This window comes from Melissospora conviva (genome assembly GCF_049523535.1).
In the GTDB taxonomy this organism is placed as follows: Bacteria; Actinomycetota; Actinomycetes; order Mycobacteriales; family Micromonosporaceae; genus Melissospora; species Melissospora conviva.
Window position 1 is genome coordinate 15,282 of the sequence record NZ_JBLLDT010000005.1, and the last position, 17,659, is coordinate 32,940.

The following is a 17,659-nucleotide window of genomic DNA, read 5'->3' on the forward strand; positions in this document are numbered from 1 at the left end:
CTCAAGACCCGTCGCCGCTCAGCCGGGCGTCCCGCGCCGCGGCCATCTTGCTCGGCAGACCCCAGAGCTGCACGAAGCCCTTGGCCAGCGACTGGTCGAAGGTGTCACCGGTGTCGTAGGTGGCCATCCCGAAGTCGTAGAGGCTGGCCTCGGAGCGGCGTCCGGTGACGACGGCCTTGCCGCCGTGCAGGGTCAGGCGCACCTCGCCGGTGACGTGCAGCTGGCTGTCGTCGATGAAGGCGTCGAGGGCGTACTTCAGCGGTGAGAACCAGAGCCCGTCGTAGACCAGTTCGGTCCAGCGCTGGTCGACGCCCTTCTTGAAGCGGGCCAGGTCGCGCTCGACGGTGACGTTCTCCAGCTCCTGGTGGGCGGTGATCAGCGCGATCGCGCCCGGCGCCTCGTAGACCTCACGGCTCTTGATGCCGACGAGCCGGTCCTCGACCATGTCCAGCCGGCCGACGCCCTGCGCGCCCGCGCGCCGGTTGAGCTCCTGGATCGCCTGGTACGGGGTGACGGTCTCGCCGTCGATGGCGACCGGCACGCCGGAGTCGAAGGTGATCACGACCTCGTCGGCGTCGCGCGGCTCGGCCGGGTCGGCGGTGTAGGAGTAGAGGTCCTCGATCGGGGCGTTCCAGATGTCCTCGAGGAAGCCGGTCTCCACGGCGCGCCCGAAGAGGTTCTGGTCGATCGAGTACGGCGACTTGCGGCTGACGTCGATCGGCAGGCCCCGCTCCTCGGCGTAGGCGATGGCCTTGTCGCGGGTCCAGGCGTAGTCCCGGGCCGGCGCGATGATCTTCAGCTCCGGGGCGAGGGCGGCCAGGCCGACCTCGAAACGGACCTGGTCGTTGCCCTTGCCGGTGCAGCCGTGCGACACGATGGTGCCGCCGTACTTGCGGGCCGCGGTGACCAGGTGCTTGACGATCAGCGGCCGGCTCAGCGCGGAGACCAGCGGGTAGCGGTCCATGTAGAGGGCGTTGGCCCGCATGGCGGGGATGCAGTAGTCGGCGGCGAACTCGTCGCGCGCGTCGATCACCTCGGACTCGACTGCGCCGCAGTCCAGCGCCCGCTGCCGGATGACGTTCATGTCCTCGCCGCCCTGACCCAGGTCGACCGCGACCGCGATCACCTCGGCGCCGGTCTTCTCGGCCAGGTACGGGATGGCCACTGAGGTGTCCAGCCCGCCGGAATATGCAAGTACGACCCGCTCGGTCATGACGCGGTACTCCCTTCAACGTTGTCCTGGTGTCCCGCCCAGGCGGAGAGCTTCTCCCCCAGGGCGGCACCCCCGACGGCCTCGCGGGCCAATACAAGGATGGTGTCGTCGCCGGCGATGGTGCCAACGATTTCGGATAAGCCTGCGCGATCCAGGGCACTTGCCAAGTAGTGGGCAGCGCCCGGCGGGGTGCGGAGCACGGCGATGTTGCCGCTTGAGTCCACCCCGTTGAGCAGTTCACGCAGCAGTCGGATCAGCCGGGCGGGCGCCGCCTCGGCCTCCCGCAGCGCCCGGTGGCCGTCCTCCGGGATGACGTAGACCGCGGGCCCGTCGCCGCCGCGGACCTTGACCGCACCCAGCTCCTCCAGGTCCCTGGAGAGGGTGGCCTGGGTGACCTGCGCGCCGTTCGCGGCGAGCAGCTCGGCCAGCTCGGTCTGGGAGCGGATCGCCCGGCCGCGGATCAGCTCGACGATCCGCGCGTGCCGCGCCGCCCTGGTCAGCGGACCGGTCATGGCTGCGATCCGGCGGCCAGGCCCGATGACTCCAGCAGGAACGCCAGTACCGCCTTCTGCGCGTGCAGCCGGTTCTCGGCCTGGTCGAAGACGACGCTCTGCGGGCCGTCGAAGACCTCGTCGGTGATCTCCTCGCCGCGGTGCGCCGGCAGGCAGTGCAGCACGATCGCCCCCGGCGCGGCCTGCGCCAGCAGCGCGGCGTTGACCTGGTACGGCCAGAACGGCGTGAGCCGGTCCTTGCCGTCGTTCTCCTGCCCCATCGACGTCCAGGTGTCGGTGGCGACCACATCGGCGCCGGCGACCGCCTCGGCCGGGTCCCGGTGCACCCGCACCGAACCGCCGGTCTGATCCGCGATCGCCTCGGCCTGCTTGACGATCTCCGGGTCCGGGTCGTAGCCCTGCGGACCGGCGATGCGCACGTGCATACCGGCGGTCGCGCCGGCCAGCAGGTACGAGTTGGCCATGTTGTTCGCCGCGTCCCCGACGTACGCCAGGGTCCGGCCGGCGGCGCCCCCGAGGTGCTCGCGGACGGTGAGCAGGTCGGCCAGGAGCTGGCAGGGGTGGAAGCCGTCGGTCAGGGCGTTGACCACCGGCACGCTCGACCCCGCGGCCAGCTCCTGCAGCCGTTCGTCGCCGTGGGTGCGCAGCACGATCGCGCTCGCGTAGCGGGAGAGCACCTGCGCGGCGTCGGCGAGGGTCTCACCCCGGCCGAAGTGCGTCACCTGGGTGTCGGTGACCACCGGGTGCCCGCCGAGCTCGGCGATGCCGACGTCGAACGAGAAGCGGGTACGCAGGCTGGGCTTGTCGAAGAGCACCGCCACCGAACGCGGGCCGGCGAGCGGACGGAACCCGAAGCGGTCGGCCTTCATCCGCGCCGCCAGGTCCAGCACCGCGGCCTGCTCGGCCGGGGTGAAGTCGTCGTCGCGCAGCAGGTGGCGGATCACGAGGTCAGCTCCGTGGTGGTCGGCTCCGCCGCGGTGGCGGAGGTCTGCGGTTCGGCGGCGGCGTCCAGCGCGGCCGGCAGGGCCGCGACGAAGGCGTCGGCCTGTTCGGGGGTGAGGATCAGCGGTGGGGCCAGGCGCAGCGCGTCCGGCTGCACCGGGTTGACCAGGAAGCCCGCCTCGCGCAGGCTCGCGGCGACGGCGGCCGAGACCTCGGCGGTCAGCCCGATGCCGAGCAGCAGGCCGGCGCCGCGGACCTCGCCCAGCAGCGGATGGCCCAGCGCCTCGACCCCGGCGCGGATGCGCTCCCCGACCCGCTTGACGTTGTCCAGCAGCCCTTCGCTGGCGATCGTGGAGATGACCGCGAGCGCGGCGGCGCAGGCGATCGGGTTGCCGCCGAAGGTGGTGCCGTGCGCGCCGGGACGGAACAGCTGCGCGGCGGGGCCGAAGGCCAGACAGGCACCGATGGGCAGGCCGCCGCCGAGCCCCTTGGCGAGGGTGACCAGGTCCGGTTCGATGCCCTCGGACTGGTGGGCGAACCAGTGCCCGGTACGGCCGATGCCGGTCTGCACCTCGTCCAGCGCCAGCAGCGCGCCGTGCGCGGCGGTGATCTGCCGGGCGGCGGCCAGATAACCGGCCGGCGCGACGATGACGCCGTTCTCACCCTGGATCGGCTCCAGGATCACCATCGCGGTCTCGTTGGTGACCGCCGCGGCCAGCGCCGCGGTGTCCCCGAAGGGCACGTGGGTGACCTCGCCGGGCAGCGGCCGGAACGGGTCGGCCTTGGCCGGCTGCCCGGTCAGCGCCAGCGCCCCCATGGTCCGGCCGTGGAAACCGCCGTGCGCGGCCACCACGTGGGTGCGCCCGGTGAGCCGGGAGAGCTTGAACGCCGCCTCGTTGGCCTCGGCGCCGGAGTTGGTGAACAGCACCCGCCCCTGGCGGCCGATGAGGGCCAGGAGCAGCTCCGCCAGGGCCACCGGCGGTTCGGCGACGAAGAGGTTGGAGACGTGCCCGAGGGTGGCGACCTGACGGCTGACCGCCTCGACCACGGCCGGATGGGCGTGGCCGAGCGCGTTGACGGCGATGCCGCCGAGCAGGTCGAGGTATTCGGCTCCGGTGTCGTCGGTGACGACAGCACCGCTGCCTGAGACCAGCGCCAGCGGCGGGGTCCCGTAGTTGTCCATCATCGACTGCGACCAGCGGTCGCGCAGCGAGGTCATGCCCGCACCGCCGTGTCGACCGGGATGATCCGGGCCTGGGGAGCCCGGGGGGCGCCGACCACCATCGTGCCGAATCCTTCCGAGGTGAAGATCTCCAGCAGGGTCGAGTGGGCGACCCGGCCGTCGACGACGTGGGCGGCGGGAACCCCGCCCCGTACGGCGCGCAGGCAGGCCTCCATCTTCGGCACCATGCCCGACTCCAGCGTCGGCAGCAGCTCGGCGAGCTGGTCATCGGTCAGCTCGGAGATCAAGCTGTCGGTGTCGGGCCAGTTGGCGTAGAGGCCGGGCACGTCGGTGAGCACGACCAGCTTGCGGGCCTGCAGCGCGATCGCCAGCGCGGCGGCGGCGGTGTCGGCGTTGAGGTTGTGCAGCACGCCGTCGACGTCCGGGGCGACGGTGGAGATGACAGGGATCCGGCCGGCGTCGATCAGGTCGGTCACCGCCGAGGCGTTCACCGACTCCACGTCGCCGACCTGCCCGACGTCGACCGCCTCACCGTCGACGTACGCGGGGCGGCGCACGGCGGTGAAGAGGCGGGCGTCCTCGCCGGAGAGACCCACGGCGTGCGGGCCGTGCTCGTTGATCAGGCCGACCAGCTCGCGGCCGACCTGGCCGACCAGCACCATCCGCACCACGTCCATCGCCTCGGGAGTGGTGACCCGCAGCCCGCCCTTGAACTCGCTGGCGATACCGAGGCGGGTGAGCATCCGGGAGATCTGCGGGCCGCCGCCGTGCACGACGACGGGCTTGAGCCCCACCGACCGCAGGAAGACCATGTCGGCGGCGAAGGCCTGCTGCAGCTGCGGGTCGATCATCGCGTTGCCGCCGTACTTGACCACGACGGTCGACCCGGCGAAGCGGGTCACCCAGGGCAGCGCCTCGATCAGGGTCCCGGCCTTGGCCTGGGCGCGGGTGAGGTCACCGGAGAGTTTCATGTGGAGTAGGCCGAATTCTCGTGGACGTAGGCGTGCGAGAGGTCGTTGGTCCAGACCGTCGCCGTCTCGGAACCGGCGTGCAGGTCGATGCGGATGGTGACGTCCCGGCCGCTGAGGTCGACCTTGGCGCGGTCCTCGGCGGCGGCGCCGCCGCGGCAGACCCAGATGCCGTTGACTGCCACGTCGATCTCGTCCGGCTCGAAGGCGGCGGCGGTGGTGCCGACCGCGGCGAGGATCCGGCCCCAGTTCGGGTCGTTGCCGAAGAGCGCGGTCTTGACCAGGTTGTTGCGGGCGACCGACCGCCCGACCTCGACCGCATCGTCGACGGTGGCGGCGCCGGCGACGTCGATGGCGATCTGCTTGGTGGCGCCCTCGGCGTCGGAGATGAGCTGCTGGGCCAGGTCGTGGCAGACCTCGGTCACCGCCGCGGTCAGCGCCTGCTCGTCGGCCTCGACCCCGCTCGCGCCGCTGGCCAGCAGCAGCACTGTGTCGTTGGTGGACATGCAGCCGTCGGAGTCGATCCGGTCGAAGGTGACGCGGCAGGCTGCCCGCAGTGCCCGGTCCAGCACCTCCGGGTCGGCAACCGCGTCGGTGGTGACGACGCAGAGCATGGTCGCCATCGCGGGGGCGAGCATGCCGGCGCCCTTGGCCATGCCGCCGACGGTGAAGCCGGCGCCGGTGACCACGGCGGTCTTGGGCCGGGTGTCGGTGGTCATGATCGCCTCGGCCGCGGCGGCTCCGCCGTCGGCGCTCAGCCCGGCGACCGCGTCCCGCATGCCGCTCAGCAGCTTGCCCATCGGCAGCCGCTCGCCGATCAGCCCCGTGGAGCAGACCGCGACCTCACCGGGTCCGAGGTCGACGCCGGAGTCGGCGAGGGCCGCCGAGGTCTCCTCGGCGGTGCGGTGGGTGTCCTGGAAGCCGGCCGGGCCGGTGCAGGCGTTGGCGCCGCCGGAGTTGAGGATGACGGCGCGGACCCGGCCACCGGTGAGGACCTGACGGCTCCAGAGCACGGGCGCGGCCTGGACCCGGTTGGCGGTGAAGACGCCCGCGGCGGCGGCGAGCGGACCGTCGTTGACCACCAGCGCCACGTCCCGGCCGGCGCTCTTGAGACCGGCGGCCACACCTGCGGCGCGGAAGCCCGCTGCGGCGGTGACGCTCACTCGCTCCACTCCCCGTCCGGGGCGTCGGCCGCCTCCGCGGTGGTCAGGGCCGCGGCGCTGATCCGCTTCGCGTTCGCCAGCGACCTGCTGTACGAGGTGACGGGACGCTTGGAGATCACGGTGCGGCGTACGTTCGCCAGCGACTGCGCGGGCTGGGACTCACTCATGGGGCTACTCCGTACAGGGAAAGGCCGGTTGTCTCCGGCAGGCCGAGCATGATGTTGGCGCACTGGACCGCCTGGCCCGCGGCGCCCTTGCCGAGATTGTCGATCGCGCTGGAGACGATGAGCCGGCCCGAGTCGATGTCCCGCGTGGCCTGCAGATGGCAGGCGTTGGAGCCGACGGTGGCACCGGTGTGCGGCCAGCTCCCCTCGGGCAGCACGTGCACGAAGGGGGCGTCGGCGTACGCCGCGGCGAGCACCTCGCGGGGGTCGGCGTCGCCGGTGGGGCGGGCGGTGACGGTGGCGAGGATGCCGCGCGGCATCGGCGCGAGCACCGGCGTGAAGGAGAGCCCGGTGGCCCCGGTCGCCTGCTTGATCTCCGGCACGTGCTGGTGGCGGCCGACCTTGTAGGGCGACATGTCCCCCATCACCTCGCTGCCGAGCAGGTGCGCCTTCGGCGCCTTGCCGGCCCCGGAGGTGCCGGAGGCGGCGACCACCACGACATCCTCGGGTGCGGCGGCGCCGGCTGCCAGCAGCGGCGCGAGCGCGAGGATGGTGGCCGCGGCGTAGCAGCCGGTGGCGGCGACCCGGTCGGCGGCGGCGATGAGGGGCCGCTGGCCGGGCAGTTCGGGCAGACCGTAGGTCCAGGTGCCGCTGTGGGTGCTGCCGTAGTAGTCCTGCCAGGCCTGCGCGTCGCGCAGCCGGTGGTCGGCGCCGAGGTCGACGACCTTGACCCCGGCCGGGAGCCGGGCGGCGATCGCGCCGGACTGCCCGTGCGGCAGCGCCAGGAAGACCAGGTCGGCGTCGGCCAGCAGCGCCGGGTCGGTTTCGGCGAAGACGAGGTCGAGGCCGGTGAGCTGCGGGTGCACGGCGGCGACGGGCTGCCCGGCCTGTGAGTGCGCGGTCGCGGCCACGAGCTCCAGCTCGGGGTGCCCGGCGATCAGGCGCAGCAGCTCTCCACCGGCGTACCCGCTCGCTCCGGCCACCGCAACTCGAATGCCCATACCCACCTCCGCATGACTATGCAGCAGCATAGCCCGCGCTCGGTGTTGCTGCAACTTTATGCACACGGCCGTATGTTCATGTGAGCGGGCCCGGCCGGGACCATCCCCGGCCGGGCCCGCGACTGTTGCTGTCCGCGTTGCCGGCCCTGCCTCCGGGCCCGCCGGGACTACGGCAGGAACGACTCCACGGCCGCCACCGCCCGCTCCACGCCACCGGCGGCTCGCACCTCGGCGGAGAGCGCCCGCAGCCGCGCGCGCACCTCCGGATCGGCGGCGACCTCGGTCACGCTGCGCCGCAGCAGCTCGGCGGTGACCTCCTCGGCCGGCAGGTGCCGCCCGACCCCCAGCTCGGCAAGGAGCGCGGCGTTGCCGAACTGGTCCACCGCCTGCGGGATCGCCACCGTCGGCACCCCGAACCAGAGCGCCTCCATGCAGCTGCCCATGCCGGCGTGGGTGACGAACGCCGCCGCCTCGGCGAGCACCGCCGGCTGCGGCACCCGCCGGTGCAGCTCGACGTTGGCCGGCAGCGGCCCCAGCTCGGCCGGATCCACCCGGTCACCGATCACCAGCACCACGTGCCACCGCGAGTCACCGAACCCGGCCAGCACCGCCCGGTAGACCGGCACCTGCGCGGTGTACGCGGTCCCGAAGGAAACCAGCAGCACCGGTCCGGCGCCGGCCGGCGGCGTCCAGGTCTCGGCCAGCCGCGCCGGGTCCAGGCACGGGCCCACGAAACGCACGGAGGCGGGCACCCGGTCGGCGTACGGCTGCAGGGCCCGGGGGATCAGCGACAGCACCTGCTCCGGGTGGGTCTGCCACTGCCACGGGTCGGCGTCGATGCCGTTGCCGGCCAGCCAGCCCCGGAAGGCCGCGTGGTAGCTGCGCCCGGTCTCCGAGTTGCGGACGGCCTCGATCATCTCGGCCATGTCCCGCTCGTAGCCGTCCCAGGCCACCAGCGTCGGCGACAACTGCACCGCAGGTACGCCGTAGCGGGCGGCCAGCACGGGGCCGGCCAGCCCGCCGATGTCGTAGAGCACCAGGTCCGGGCGGTCGGCGTCGAGCCGGTCGATCAGCGCGGGCAGCGCCGCCATCTGGTCGTCGAGGAAGACCCGCATCGCGCTCGCAGGGTCCTCGGGCCACTCGCTGTCGGAGGCCGGCAGCAGCGACGGGTGGGTGATCGGCTCGGCGCCGGCGGCAGCGACCAGGTCGGCCAGCGACCGGCCCACCGAGTAGCTGACCCGGTGGCCCCGGTCGGCCAGCTCGCGGATCAGGGCCAGCGAGGGATAGATGTGGCTCGGCGCGGTGGCGCCGGCCATGAAGATGTGCGATCGCGCACGCATGAAGAATTCCTGTCGGTCGAAGAGACAATGCCTCGTATCGACGACGACAGCTGACACCGTGCGACCTCGGTCGTCACGGAGCGGTCCGGCAAGGGACCGCCAGGGCTGCGCCGCCTAGGAGGCGGGCCGCAGCCGGCAGTACGCGATGCAGGTCATGGCCTCACCATAACCGGCACACCCTGGTGACGCTGCCCCGTTCACCGCCGGCGTGCGGCAGCCACGGGCCCTGACGACAAAGGGCCCCGGCGAGTGCGCCGGGGCCCTTCGTACCACTACCGCGTTACGCGCCGCGCAGCGTCGCGCCGAAGCGGGAAAGCGCCTCGGCGACCGCCGCGTCCCGCGCCGCCACCGCTTCCTCGCCGGTCAGCGTCCGGTCCGGCGCCCGGAAGGTCAGCTTGAACGCCAGCGACTTGCGGCCGGCGCCGAGCTGCTCGGAGAGGTAGACGTCGAAGAGCCGCACCGACTCCACCAGCTCCCCCGCGCCGTCGATGAGCGCCTGCCGCACCTCGGCCGCCGGCACCTCCTCGTCGACGACGAGCGCCACGTCGATCAGCGCCGGCGGGAAGCCCGACACCCGGGGGGCGGGCACCAGCGGCGCGGCGGGCACCGCGTCCAGGTTCAGCTCCATGGCGCTGGTGCGCTTCGGCAGCTCCAGGGCGGCCACCACGGCGGGGTGCAGCTCGCCGGCGTAGCCGACCGGGAGGTCGTCGACGAGCACCTCGGCGCAGCGTCCGGGGTGCCACGGTGCCAGCTCGGCGGCCCGGACCGTGACCCGGTCGGCGTCGATGCCGGCGGCGGCCACCACCAGGCGGGCCGCCTCCACCGCGTCGGCCCAGCCCGCGGGGCGTCCGCCGCCCCACCAGCCGGCCGGTTCGATGTCACCGGCGAGCACCGCGGCGACGTGCCGCGGCTGCTCCGGCACCACCGCGTCGGCCGCGGCGAACTCCTCGGCCGTCGGCGCCCGGTCCACTCCCATCACCGGCGGCGCGCCGGCTGCGGACTGCGGGTGGAAGACGTTGCCCATCTCGTAGATGGCCACGTCCCGGTGCCCGCGGCCGAGGTTGCGGCGCAGGATCGCCAGCAGCGGGCCGAGCAGCGACGTGCGCAGCAGCGGCTCCTCGTCGGAGAGCGGGTTGGCCAGCCGTACCGCCTCGCGGCGCGGATCGTCGGCGGGCAGCCCGAGCTGGTCGGCGAGCTCCGCGGAGACGAACGGGTAGGCGAGCACCTCGACGTAGCCGTGCTCGGCCAGCGCCCGGGCGACGGCCCGGTGCCGCCGCTGGGTCGGGGTCAGCCCCCGGCCGGGCGGGGCGACCGGCAGCACGCTCGGCACGTCCTGGTAGCCGGCCAGCCGCACGACCTCCTCGACCAGGTCCGCCGGGTCGGTCAGGTCGGGACGCCAGGTGGGCGGTACGACGCTGAGCAGCCCGCCGTCGACGGCCGGCACCTGCGTCGGCTCCCCGGCGGGCGCCTCAGCCGGCGTGACGGTGCAGCCGAGCCGCTCCAGCAGACCGGTGACCTGCGCCGGCGGGTACGCCACACCGATGCGCCGGCTCGGCAGCTCCACCGGCAGCAGGATCGGCTGCGGGGCGGCGGTGTGGTCGATGTCGAGGATCTGCGGCGCGGCCTCGCCACCGCCGTACCGGACCAGCAGCTCGACGGCCCGGTCCAGCGCCACCAGGGCCAGCGCCGGGTCGACGCCGCGTTCCCAGCGCTTGGCCGCCTCGCTGAACAGCTTGTGCCGGCGGGCGGTGCGTCCCACCATCACCGGATCCCAGTGCGCCGCCTCGAAGAGCACGTTGGTGGTGCTGGGCAGCACCTCGCTGGTCTCGCCACCCATCACCGCGGCCAGCGACACCGGCGTGCCGCCGGCGCCCGCGGCGGTGCTCGGCAGCCCGGCGTCGCAGATCACCATGTCCTCGACGGCCAGGTCGCGCACGACACCGTCGAGGGTGGTCAGCTTCTCCCCCGGCACCGCCCGGCGCACGATCAGCTCACCGTGCAGCCGGTCCAGGTCGAAGGCGTGCATCGGCTGGCCGAGCTCGAGCATCACGTAGTTGGTGATGTCCACCGGCAGCGAGATGCTGCGGATGTTGGCGACCGTCAGGCGGCGGCGCATCCAGTCCGGCGTCGCCGCGGCCGGGTCGACCCCGCGCACCACCCGCGCGGCGAACCGGTCGCAGCCGACGGTGTCGCGCACCTCCACCGGGTACGGCGGCTGCGGGGTGGCCGTGGGCACCGGCACCAGACCGGGGTCGCGGAACGGCACCCCGAAGGAGTGCGCCAGTTCCCGGGCCAGGCCGCGCAGGCTCATCGCGTACCCGCGGTCGGGGGTGATCTCCAGCTCGAAGACGACGTCGTCGAGGCCGACGACCGGCCGGGCGTCGTCACCGGGCTTGGCGGCGCTCTCGGCGGGCAGCACGATGATGCCGGAGTGGTCGTCGCCGACCCCCAGCTCGCGCGCCGAGCAGATCATGCCGTGGGAGTTGCGCCCGTACGTCTTGCGGGCGCCGATGGCGAAGCCGCCGGGCAGCACGCCACCGGGGAGGATCACCACGACCCGGTCGCCCGGGGCGAAGTTGCGCGCCCCGCAGACGATCTCCTGAAGCTCGCCGGTGCCGTTGGCCTCGCCGACGTCGACCCGGCAGAACCGGATGGGCTTCTTGAAGCCGGTCAGCTCCTCGACCTCGGCGACCCGGCCCACCACCAGCGCGCCTTCGACCGCCGCGCGCAGGTCCTGCACCTCGTCGACCTCGATGCCGAGGTTGACCAGCGCGGTCTCGACGTCGGCGGGCGTGACGTCGACCGGCAGGTCGACGTACTCGCGCAGCCAGGAAAGGGACACTCGCATGACTCAGACCACCGCTTCCAGAACTCGTTGCCGCATGCCGCTCATGCCCCCACGCCGAACGCGCGGGTGAACCGCACGTCCCCTTCGAACATCTCCCGCATGTCGCTGACGCCGTGGCGCACCATCAGCGTCCGTTCGATGCCGATGCCGAAGGCGAAGCCGGAGTAGACCTCCGGGTCCACGCCGCAGGCGCGCAGCACCCGTGGGTTGACCATGCCGCAGCCGCCCCACTCGACCCACTGCGGACCGTCGCGGTGCTCGGCGAACCAGACATCGAACTCGGCCGACGGCTCGGTGAAGGGGAAGTAGTGCGGGCGCCAGCGCAGCCGGGCCTGCGGCCCGAACATCGCCTGCGCGAAGTGCTCGAGGGTGCCGCGCAGGTTCGCCATCGTGATGCCCTTGTCGACGACGAGCCCTTCGACCTGGTGGAAGACCGGCGAGTGCGTGGCGTCCAGCTCGTCGGTGCGGTAGACCCGGCCGGGGCAGACCACGTAGATCGGGGGCTTGCGGGTCAGCATCGTGCGGGCCTGCACCGGTGAGGTGTGGGTGCGCAGCACCAGCCCGGAGGACTCGCCACCGGCGGCCGGTGCGATGTGGAAGGTGTCCATCAGGCCGCGCGCCGGATGGTCGGCGGGGATGTTGAGGGCGTCGAAGTTGGTCCACTCAAGCTCGACCTCGGGGCCCTCGGCGATCTCGTAGCCCATCCCGACGAAGAGATCTCCGATCTCCTCCATCAGGGTGGTCAGCGGGTGCCGGGCGCCGCGCGGACGGCGGTCGTAGGGCAGGGTCACGTCGACCCGCTCCTCGACCAGCACCCGCTGGGCCCGCTCGCGTTCCAGCTCCTCGTGGCGGGCGGTGTAGTCGCTCTCGACGGTGCGGCGGGCCTCGTTGACCCGCTTGCCGGCGTCGGACTTCGCGGCCGGGGGCAGCGCGCCGATCTCGCGGCGGGCCAGCGAGATCGGGGACCGGTCGCCGAGGTGCTGGTGGCGCAGCGCGGTCAGCGCATCCAGGTCGCCGGCCTCGGCGAAAGCTGCCCGGGCGGCGGCGACGGCTTCGGCGAGCGCGGTCGGATCGAGCAGGGCGACCTGTTTGGGGTCGTACGGATCGTTGCGGTAGGTCATGGCGTACGGGCACTCCTCACGGCGGCGACGCCCTCGCGGGCAGCGGAAGGCAGTTTACGGACGCGCGGCTCGGCCGCAGCCCGCCGGTGGGAGGCGCAGGGAGTACAGGTCAGTCCTGCCGCCCGCCGCGACCGGCGGGCTGGCTAAACGAGTGCCCTCTGGCGCTCATGACTGGACCTTCTTCTCCCGGGCGATGGAACGCAGTCCTCTGGCCGAAGAGTACAGGCAAACGGCGGCGGCAGCAGCCAGGTTGAGGCTCTCCGCCTGCCCGTGCAGCGGCACCCGGACGCGGGCGTCGGCGGCGGCGGTCAGGTCGTCGGGCAGGCCGTGCGCCTCGGAGCCGAAGAGCCAGGCGGTGGGTACGGCCAGGCCACCCGCGTCGGCGATGTCGTCCAGATCGGTCTCGCCGTAGCCGGTGGCGGCGAAGACGGTCAGCCCGGCTCCGCGCAGCGCGGCGAGCACGGCGTGCGGGTCGCCGGCGCGCACCACATCGGTGTGGAAGAGGCTGCCGGCCGAGGAGCGCACACACTTGCCGTTGTACGGGTCGACAGTCTCCCCCGCGAAGATCACCGCACCGGCGCCGGCGGCGTCGGCGGTACGCAGGACGGTGCCGGCGTTTCCGGGGTCGCGGATGCCGGCGAGGACGGCGACCAGGTGCGGCCGGGCGGCCAGCGCCTGCGCCAGCGGCACATCGAGCTGCCGGCAGAGCGCCACAACGCCCTGCGGGGCGACGGTCTCGGCCAGCGCCGCCAGGGCCTCATCGGTGACCGGGGAGACGGGCACGCCTTCGGCGTGCGCCGCGGCTGCCAGCTCGCCGTGGCGGCCGAGCGCGGCGGGGGTGCCGAAGAGTTCGAGCACGGTGCCGGTGCGGGCCAGCGCCTCACGGACGGCCTGTGGGCCTTCGGCGAGGAAGCGGCCGGCGTTGTCGCGGTCGCGGCGCCGGTGCAGCCGCCGGGCGGCGACGATGCGCGGCGTACGGGGGGTGAACAGGGCCGGGTCCGCGACATGGTCGAGGCGTCCCCCGCGCGCTGGTGACGGCATGGGAGACGCCTCGATCAGATTCGGCGGATCAGGCGGCCTGAGCCGGCGCGCCACCGATGCCCTCGGCCGCGACGGCGGCCTTGGCGACCTCGACGATCGCCGCGAAGGCGGCGGCGTCGTTGACGGCCAGGTCGGCCAGGATCTTGCGGTCGACCTCGACACCGGCGAGCTTCAGGCCCTGGATCATCCGGTTGTAGGTCATCCCGTTGGCGCGGGCACCCGCGTTGATCCGGGTGATCCACAGCTGCCGGAAGTCGCCCTTGCGGTCGCGACGGTCCCGGTAGGCGTACTGCATCGAGTGCAGCACCTGCTCCTTGGCCTTGCGGTACAGGCGCGAACGCTGACCGCGATAGCCACTGGCGGACTCCAGCAGGGTACGACGCTTCTTCTGGGCGTTTACTGCCCGCTTGACGCGTGCCATCTCAACTACTCCTTCAGATCAAGTTCTGGGCGCGCGTCAGCGGCCGAGCAGCTTCTTGATTCGCTTGACGTCGGCCTTGGCGACCTCGACCGTCCCGGTGAGCCGGCGGGTGCGGGTGGAGGACTTGCCCTCCAGCAGGTGGCGCTTGCCGGCCTGCTCCGCGACGATCTTCCCCCGTCCGGTGACCTTGACGCGCTTGGCCATTCCGCTGTGGGGCTTCATCTTCGGCATGTGAAACGTCTCTCCCTGTTACTCGCCGCTGTTGGCGACGGGTTCGGCCGGTGCGGCCGACGGGGCCTCTTCGGCCTCGTCCTCCCGCTCACGCGGAGCGCCGGTCTTGGCTGCCGTGGCGGCGGCCTTGGTGGCGCGGTGCGGAGCGATGACCATGATCATGTTTCGGCCGTCCTGCTTCGGCGCGGCCTCGACGTAGCCCAGATCCGAGATCTCCGTCTCGAGCCGGCGCAGGAGCCGGTAACCCAGCTCCGGGCGGCTCTGCTCGCGACCGCGGAACATGATCGTCACCTTGACCTTGTCTCCGCCCTTGAGGAAGCGCATGACGTGACCCTTTTTGGTCTCGTAGTCGTGCGCGTCGATCTTGGGTCGGAGCTTCATTTCCTTGATGACGGTCTGCTGCTGGTTCCGCCGGGCTTCGCGCGCCTTGAGTGCGCTCTCGTACTTGAACTTGCCGAAGTCCATGAGCTTGCAGACAGGCGGGCGCGCCATGGGCGCAACCTCGACCAGGTCCAGGTCGACATCCGCGGCCAGCTGAAGGGCGCGCTCCAGCGGGACGATGCCCACCTGCTCACCCTCAGGGCCGACCAGTCGGACCTCACGCGCCCGGATCTGATCGTTCACACGTGGCTCGACGCTGATGGGGCCTCCTCGGGTCGGTAATGAACACATGACGCCGACTCCAAGGAGCCTCCCGGGGTCGGGAGGACCAGGAAAGCAGTAAGGCCCCGGCGCATGCCAGGGCCTACTCGACCGGTCGGGATGCGCTCCGCGAGGGATCGCATCTGCCCGGAACAGGACGGATCCCGTACCGGGTGACCGGACCCGGCCGCTCTGGGCGACTCGGGTGGGAGTAGGCACTCCGCTTCGTCGTCGCCGTGCGGCACCTGCTCTTGCGGGCAGGATGGGCGGTGGCGACATGGTCGACCCGCAAAGACTAGCAGGTGGCACGCGGCGCCGCCCACCGGAGGCTCATCCGCCACGCCGCCCCGGCCGGAGCCGGGCCAGCGCGTCACCGGCAGCCGCCGAGGCCATCGGCAGCAGCCGGGTGGAGCTCATCACCGCCAGCTCCTCGGCCGGGGTGGTGGCGCCGTCGAGGAAGCGCAGCACCCGCTCGGTGGGATTGCGGTCGAAGAGCCGGTCGAAGAAGTCCGGGCCGGCCACCAGACCCCGGTCCAGGGCGCGCAGCGCGACGGCGTCCATCCAGAGGTGCCGGCGCGGATAGGCCGGCCCGGGCACCGGCGCCCGGCCGGCCGCGAGCGCCGCCGCCACCTGCGTGGCCTGGCGCCGCATCGCCGAGAAGGTGAAACCCGTTGACGGGCGGGTCGCGCCGCCGGCGGTGCCGAGCCGCACCACCCGCGGCGACGGGTGGGTGGTGAACGGCCCGTCGGTCATCGGGATCACGCCGTTCTCCACCTCGCGCACCGTCAACCGGTCCGGCGCCAGACCGAGGATCGCCAGGTAGCCGCGGAGAGCGGAGTCGTAACCGGCGCCGTCGAGCAGCGCCGGGGAGAACTCGGTGTACTCGATCAGCGCGTACCGGTCGCTGACCGGCAGCACGTAGCCGAAGGAGACACCCCGCCGCGGCTGCGGCGTACGGAAGTCCATCAGCACCGCCCGCGCCGGGTCGAAGACCGGCACGTCGCTCTCCGCCCACCAGCCGCGGAAATGCTGCAGCCAGGTCGTCCGGCCGGGGCGCTCCGGGCGGCGCGGCCGGGAGTCGAGCACCCACCCCGCCCGCACCTCAGCCCCGCCCTCGGCCTGGATCAGCACCGCGTCGCCGTCGTCGTGCAGGGTCCGCACCGGCGCCGTCAGACGGGTCACCGCAAGCCGCCGTTCGGCCTCGGCGGCGCGCTCGTAGAGCGGGGCGGAGCGGAGCATGGCGTACCGCAGCGGGGCGAGCTCCAGGGGCCGCCGGCCGGCCGCGGTGACGACCTCCACCTGGTCCCAGCTCGCGTGCAGCAGCGGCTCCAGGTCACCGTCGGGCTCACCCCAGAAGGCCCAGGTCCGATCCTGGCCACGCCGGTGCACGGGATCCAGCACCGCGATCCGCAGGCCGCGTACCCCCTGCCGGTCGAGCGCGGCCAGCAGCAGCGAGGCGGCGCCCCCGCCCCCCACCAGCGCCACGTCGACCTCCACCGCTTCCCGCATGCCGCCAACGGTGCCACAGCCGCCCGGCCCGCCGAACCGGACCGGCGGCTCCGGTGGGACGCGGGACCGGCGGGCGGCGGTCCCGGGCATCCACGTAGGGTGGGGCAGGACGGACGAACCGGGCTTACGCGCCCGGCAACACCGCTGAAGTCGCGGTGGAACCTCCACTTTTCGAGCCCGGGTCAACGGCGGGCGTCGACCCGGTCGACGACACTCCCGCTCCCGGCTCGATCCGGCCGCCACGGCCCCCGCGCCACGGGTCGCCGTGCCGGCCCTCTCAAGGAGCAGAAGATGCAGAAGATGACGATCCCCAAGCAGGTCATCCTGGACGCGCTGCGGAACCGGGGTCAGCAGGCCCGGGCCGACTGGTTCGACCGGGAACTGCCGGAGCAGGTCGACCTCGCCCGCAACTCGAGCCTGCTCACCACCCTCGACCTCGACGCCGACGTGCTCCGCGAGACCGCCCGGCAGGCTGCCTGAATCCACGTACGGGCGGGCCTGTTCGCCGTACCGCACGCGGTGTGGCGTGCCCGCTCCCACGGACCGGGCCGTTCCCCGCCACCGCGCCCGCGCACCCGCCCTGGCCGACGGGAAGAATGGCGCCATGGCGAAGGACCGACGAGAAGCCACCGGCAAGATCCGCCCCTGCCCGTGCGGCCTGGGGCTGCCGTACGACGAATGCTGCGGCCCGCTGCACGGCGGGCAGGCGGCGGCGAGCGCCGAGGCGCTGATGCGGTCGCGGTTCAGCGCCTTCGCGCTCGGCGACGCGGCGTACCTGCTGCGCAGCTGGCACTCCGCGACCCGGCCGGCGCGGCTGCTGCTGGACCCGCGGCAGCGCTGGACGCGGCTGGAGGTGCTCGACACCGAATCAGGCGGCCTGCTCGACACCGCCGGGGTGGTGGAGTTCCGCGCCCACTACCGGGAGCCGGGCGAGACCGGCAGCGTGCACGAACGCAGCCGCTTCGTACGCGAGCACGGGCACTGGGTCTATCTCGACGGCGAGCTGAGCTGACGGGGGTCCTGCTCCATCCGCTTGCTGTGCACGCCGTCGCGCAGCTCCTGATCGCGCATCACGATCCAGACCAGCGGGCAGTCCTGCGGGCCGGTGACGTCCGAGTCGAGCTGGCAGAGCGTGCAGGGCTCACCCGGCCGGACCGGGCACTTCGCGGTCGGCCGACTTCCGGAGCTGGTACGGGCCATGGATCAAGTCTCCTCCACCGCCGGGCGAAGCGGTCGGTGTCGCTCGCCACTGTGCCGCCGGGCCACCCCACCCGGAGCCGTCACGCCGCGGCGAAGGTCAGGCCAGATCGACAACGCGGTCGAACGGCTACTGGCCTGAACCCGGTCGGCGTCCGATCTT

Annotated in this window: 19 protein-coding genes; 2 read left to right on the top strand and 17 right to left on the bottom strand. The window is 73.0% G+C overall.

The window, feature by feature from the left end; genetic code table 11:
• Position 1: 1 nt before the first annotated feature.
• From ACK8GG_RS13345 to ACK8GG_RS13420, 16 genes are all read right to left on the bottom strand, one after another.
• Complete coding sequence (locus tag ACK8GG_RS13345; protein WP_440351925.1) at positions 2-1,213, bottom strand: argininosuccinate synthase; 1,212 nt, start codon at positions 1,211-1,213, stop codon at positions 2-4.
• The gene (locus ACK8GG_RS13350) at positions 1,210-1,725 is read right to left on the bottom strand and encodes an arginine repressor (RefSeq protein WP_440353861.1); all 516 of its coding nucleotides are present in this window, start codon (positions 1,723-1,725) and stop codon (positions 1,210-1,212) included. Before ACK8GG_RS13350 ends, ACK8GG_RS13345 begins: the two co-directional genes overlap by 4 nt.
• Positions 1,722-2,669: an ornithine carbamoyltransferase gene (gene argF, locus ACK8GG_RS13355; RefSeq protein WP_440353860.1), complete on the bottom strand. Its 948-nt coding sequence runs from the start codon at positions 2,667-2,669 to the stop codon at positions 1,722-1,724. Before argF ends, ACK8GG_RS13350 begins: the two co-directional genes overlap by 4 nt.
• Positions 2,666-3,886 carry an acetylornithine transaminase gene (locus ACK8GG_RS13360; RefSeq protein ID WP_440356438.1) on the bottom strand — a complete coding sequence of 407 codons (1,221 nt, stop codon included), beginning with the start codon at positions 3,884-3,886 and terminating at the stop codon, positions 2,666-2,668. Before ACK8GG_RS13360 ends, argF begins: the two co-directional genes overlap by 4 nt.
• Complete coding sequence (gene argB / locus ACK8GG_RS13365) at positions 3,883-4,821, bottom strand: acetylglutamate kinase (protein WP_440356439.1); 939 nt, start codon at positions 4,819-4,821, stop codon at positions 3,883-3,885. Before argB ends, ACK8GG_RS13360 begins: the two co-directional genes overlap by 4 nt.
• Positions 4,818-5,981: a bifunctional glutamate N-acetyltransferase/amino-acid acetyltransferase ArgJ gene (argJ, locus tag ACK8GG_RS13370; RefSeq protein WP_440356440.1), complete on the bottom strand. Its 1,164-nt coding sequence runs from the start codon at positions 5,979-5,981 to the stop codon at positions 4,818-4,820. Before argJ ends, argB begins: the two co-directional genes overlap by 4 nt.
• On the bottom strand, positions 5,978-6,148 hold the full coding sequence (locus tag ACK8GG_RS13375) for a hypothetical protein (RefSeq protein WP_440353856.1): 171 nt from the start codon (positions 6,146-6,148) through the stop codon (positions 5,978-5,980). The genes argJ and ACK8GG_RS13375 overlap by 4 nt, the downstream gene beginning before the upstream one ends.
• Entirely contained in the window at positions 6,145-7,146 is a 1,002-nt protein-coding gene (argC, locus tag ACK8GG_RS13380; RefSeq protein ID WP_440356441.1) for an N-acetyl-gamma-glutamyl-phosphate reductase, read from the bottom strand. The genes ACK8GG_RS13375 and argC overlap by 4 nt, the downstream gene beginning before the upstream one ends.
• 167 nt (positions 7,147-7,313) lie before the next feature.
• Positions 7,314-8,486 carry a macrolide family glycosyltransferase gene (locus tag ACK8GG_RS13385; RefSeq protein WP_440353854.1) on the bottom strand — a complete coding sequence of 391 codons (1,173 nt, stop codon included), beginning with the start codon at positions 8,484-8,486 and terminating at the stop codon, positions 7,314-7,316.
• A gap of 280 nt (positions 8,487-8,766) precedes the next feature.
• Complete coding sequence (gene pheT, locus ACK8GG_RS13390) at positions 8,767-11,334, bottom strand: phenylalanine--tRNA ligase subunit beta (RefSeq protein ID WP_440356442.1); 2,568 nt, start codon at positions 11,332-11,334, stop codon at positions 8,767-8,769.
• Positions 11,335-11,375: 41 nt separating this feature from the next.
• Positions 11,376-12,455 (bottom strand): phenylalanine--tRNA ligase subunit alpha, encoded by a 1,080-nt coding sequence (gene pheS / locus ACK8GG_RS13395; RefSeq protein WP_440351915.1) that lies wholly within the window; start codon positions 12,453-12,455, stop codon positions 11,376-11,378.
• Positions 12,456-12,620: 165 nt separating this feature from the next.
• Positions 12,621-13,496, bottom strand: coding sequence for a TrmH family RNA methyltransferase (locus tag ACK8GG_RS13400; protein ID WP_440356443.1), 876 nt, complete (start codon positions 13,494-13,496; stop codon positions 12,621-12,623).
• A 28-nt stretch (positions 13,497-13,524) separates the two neighbouring features.
• Positions 13,525-13,917 (bottom strand): 50S ribosomal protein L20, encoded by a 393-nt coding sequence (gene rplT, locus ACK8GG_RS13405; RefSeq protein WP_440351913.1) that lies wholly within the window; start codon positions 13,915-13,917, stop codon positions 13,525-13,527.
• 36 nt (positions 13,918-13,953) lie between these two features.
• Complete coding sequence (rpmI, locus tag ACK8GG_RS13410; RefSeq protein WP_440351912.1) at positions 13,954-14,148, bottom strand: 50S ribosomal protein L35; 195 nt, start codon at positions 14,146-14,148, stop codon at positions 13,954-13,956.
• A gap of 18 nt (positions 14,149-14,166) precedes the next feature.
• Entirely contained in the window at positions 14,167-14,772 is a 606-nt protein-coding gene (gene infC / locus ACK8GG_RS13415) for a translation initiation factor IF-3 (RefSeq protein WP_440351911.1), read from the bottom strand.
• 348 nt (positions 14,773-15,120) lie between these two features.
• Positions 15,121-16,299, bottom strand: coding sequence for a lycopene cyclase family protein (locus tag ACK8GG_RS13420; protein ID WP_440356444.1), 1,179 nt, complete (start codon positions 16,297-16,299; stop codon positions 15,121-15,123).
• A gap of 291 nt (positions 16,300-16,590) precedes the next feature.
• Between ACK8GG_RS13420 and ACK8GG_RS13425 the strand changes: the two genes are divergently transcribed.
• Positions 16,591-16,779, top strand: coding sequence for a hypothetical protein (locus tag ACK8GG_RS13425; protein WP_440356445.1), 189 nt, complete (start codon positions 16,591-16,593; stop codon positions 16,777-16,779).
• Positions 16,780-16,903: 124 nt separating this feature from the next.
• Entirely contained in the window at positions 16,904-17,311 is a 408-nt protein-coding gene (locus ACK8GG_RS13430; RefSeq protein WP_440356446.1) for a YchJ family protein, read from the top strand.
• Here the strand turns inward: ACK8GG_RS13430 and ACK8GG_RS13435 are convergent.
• Complete coding sequence (locus tag ACK8GG_RS13435; RefSeq protein WP_440351907.1) at positions 17,287-17,499, bottom strand: DUF6767 domain-containing protein; 213 nt, start codon at positions 17,497-17,499, stop codon at positions 17,287-17,289. The two genes, ACK8GG_RS13430 and ACK8GG_RS13435, sit on opposite strands and share 25 nt — an antisense overlap.
• Positions 17,500-17,659: the final 160 nt, after the last annotated feature.

What these genes read in the sequence shown, in the direction of transcription:
- ACK8GG_RS13400 (WP_440356443.1), bottom strand. Translation starts at nt 13,496, where the DNA reads ATGCCGTCACCAGCGCGCGGGGGACGCCTCGACCATGTCGCGGACCCG.
- pheT (WP_440356442.1), bottom strand. Translation starts at nt 11,334, where the DNA reads ATGCGAGTGTCCCTTTCCTGGCTGCGCGAGTACGTCGACCTGCCGGTC.
- ACK8GG_RS13375 (WP_440353856.1), bottom strand. Translation starts at nt 6,148, where the DNA reads ATGAGTGAGTCCCAGCCCGCGCAGTCGCTGGCGAACGTACGCCGCACC.
- ACK8GG_RS13360 (WP_440356438.1), bottom strand. Translation starts at nt 3,886, where the DNA reads ATGACCTCGCTGCGCGACCGCTGGTCGCAGTCGATGATGGACAACTAC.
- rpmI (WP_440351912.1), bottom strand. Translation starts at nt 14,148, where the DNA reads ATGCCGAAGATGAAGCCCCACAGCGGAATGGCCAAGCGCGTCAAGGTC.
- argC (WP_440356441.1), bottom strand. Translation starts at nt 7,146, where the DNA reads ATGGGCATTCGAGTTGCGGTGGCCGGAGCGAGCGGGTACGCCGGTGGA.
- ACK8GG_RS13420 (WP_440356444.1), bottom strand. Translation starts at nt 16,299, where the DNA reads ATGCGGGAAGCGGTGGAGGTCGACGTGGCGCTGGTGGGGGGCGGGGGC.
- argB (WP_440356439.1), bottom strand. Translation starts at nt 4,821, where the DNA reads ATGAAACTCTCCGGTGACCTCACCCGCGCCCAGGCCAAGGCCGGGACC.
- ACK8GG_RS13385 (WP_440353854.1), bottom strand. Translation starts at nt 8,486, where the DNA reads ATGCGTGCGCGATCGCACATCTTCATGGCCGGCGCCACCGCGCCGAGC.
- ACK8GG_RS13350 (WP_440353861.1), bottom strand. Translation starts at nt 1,725, where the DNA reads ATGACCGGTCCGCTGACCAGGGCGGCGCGGCACGCGCGGATCGTCGAG.
- ACK8GG_RS13425 (WP_440356445.1), top strand. Translation starts at nt 16,591, where the DNA reads ATGCAGAAGATGACGATCCCCAAGCAGGTCATCCTGGACGCGCTGCGG.
- ACK8GG_RS13435 (WP_440351907.1), bottom strand. Translation starts at nt 17,499, where the DNA reads ATGGCCCGTACCAGCTCCGGAAGTCGGCCGACCGCGAAGTGCCCGGTC.
- ACK8GG_RS13345 (WP_440351925.1), bottom strand. Translation starts at nt 1,213, where the DNA reads ATGACCGAGCGGGTCGTACTTGCATATTCCGGCGGGCTGGACACCTCA.
- pheS (WP_440351915.1), bottom strand. Translation starts at nt 12,455, where the DNA reads ATGACCTACCGCAACGATCCGTACGACCCCAAACAGGTCGCCCTGCTC.
- rplT (WP_440351913.1), bottom strand. Translation starts at nt 13,917, where the DNA reads ATGGCACGCGTCAAGCGGGCAGTAAACGCCCAGAAGAAGCGTCGTACC.
- ACK8GG_RS13430 (WP_440356446.1), top strand. Translation starts at nt 16,904, where the DNA reads ATGGCGAAGGACCGACGAGAAGCCACCGGCAAGATCCGCCCCTGCCCG.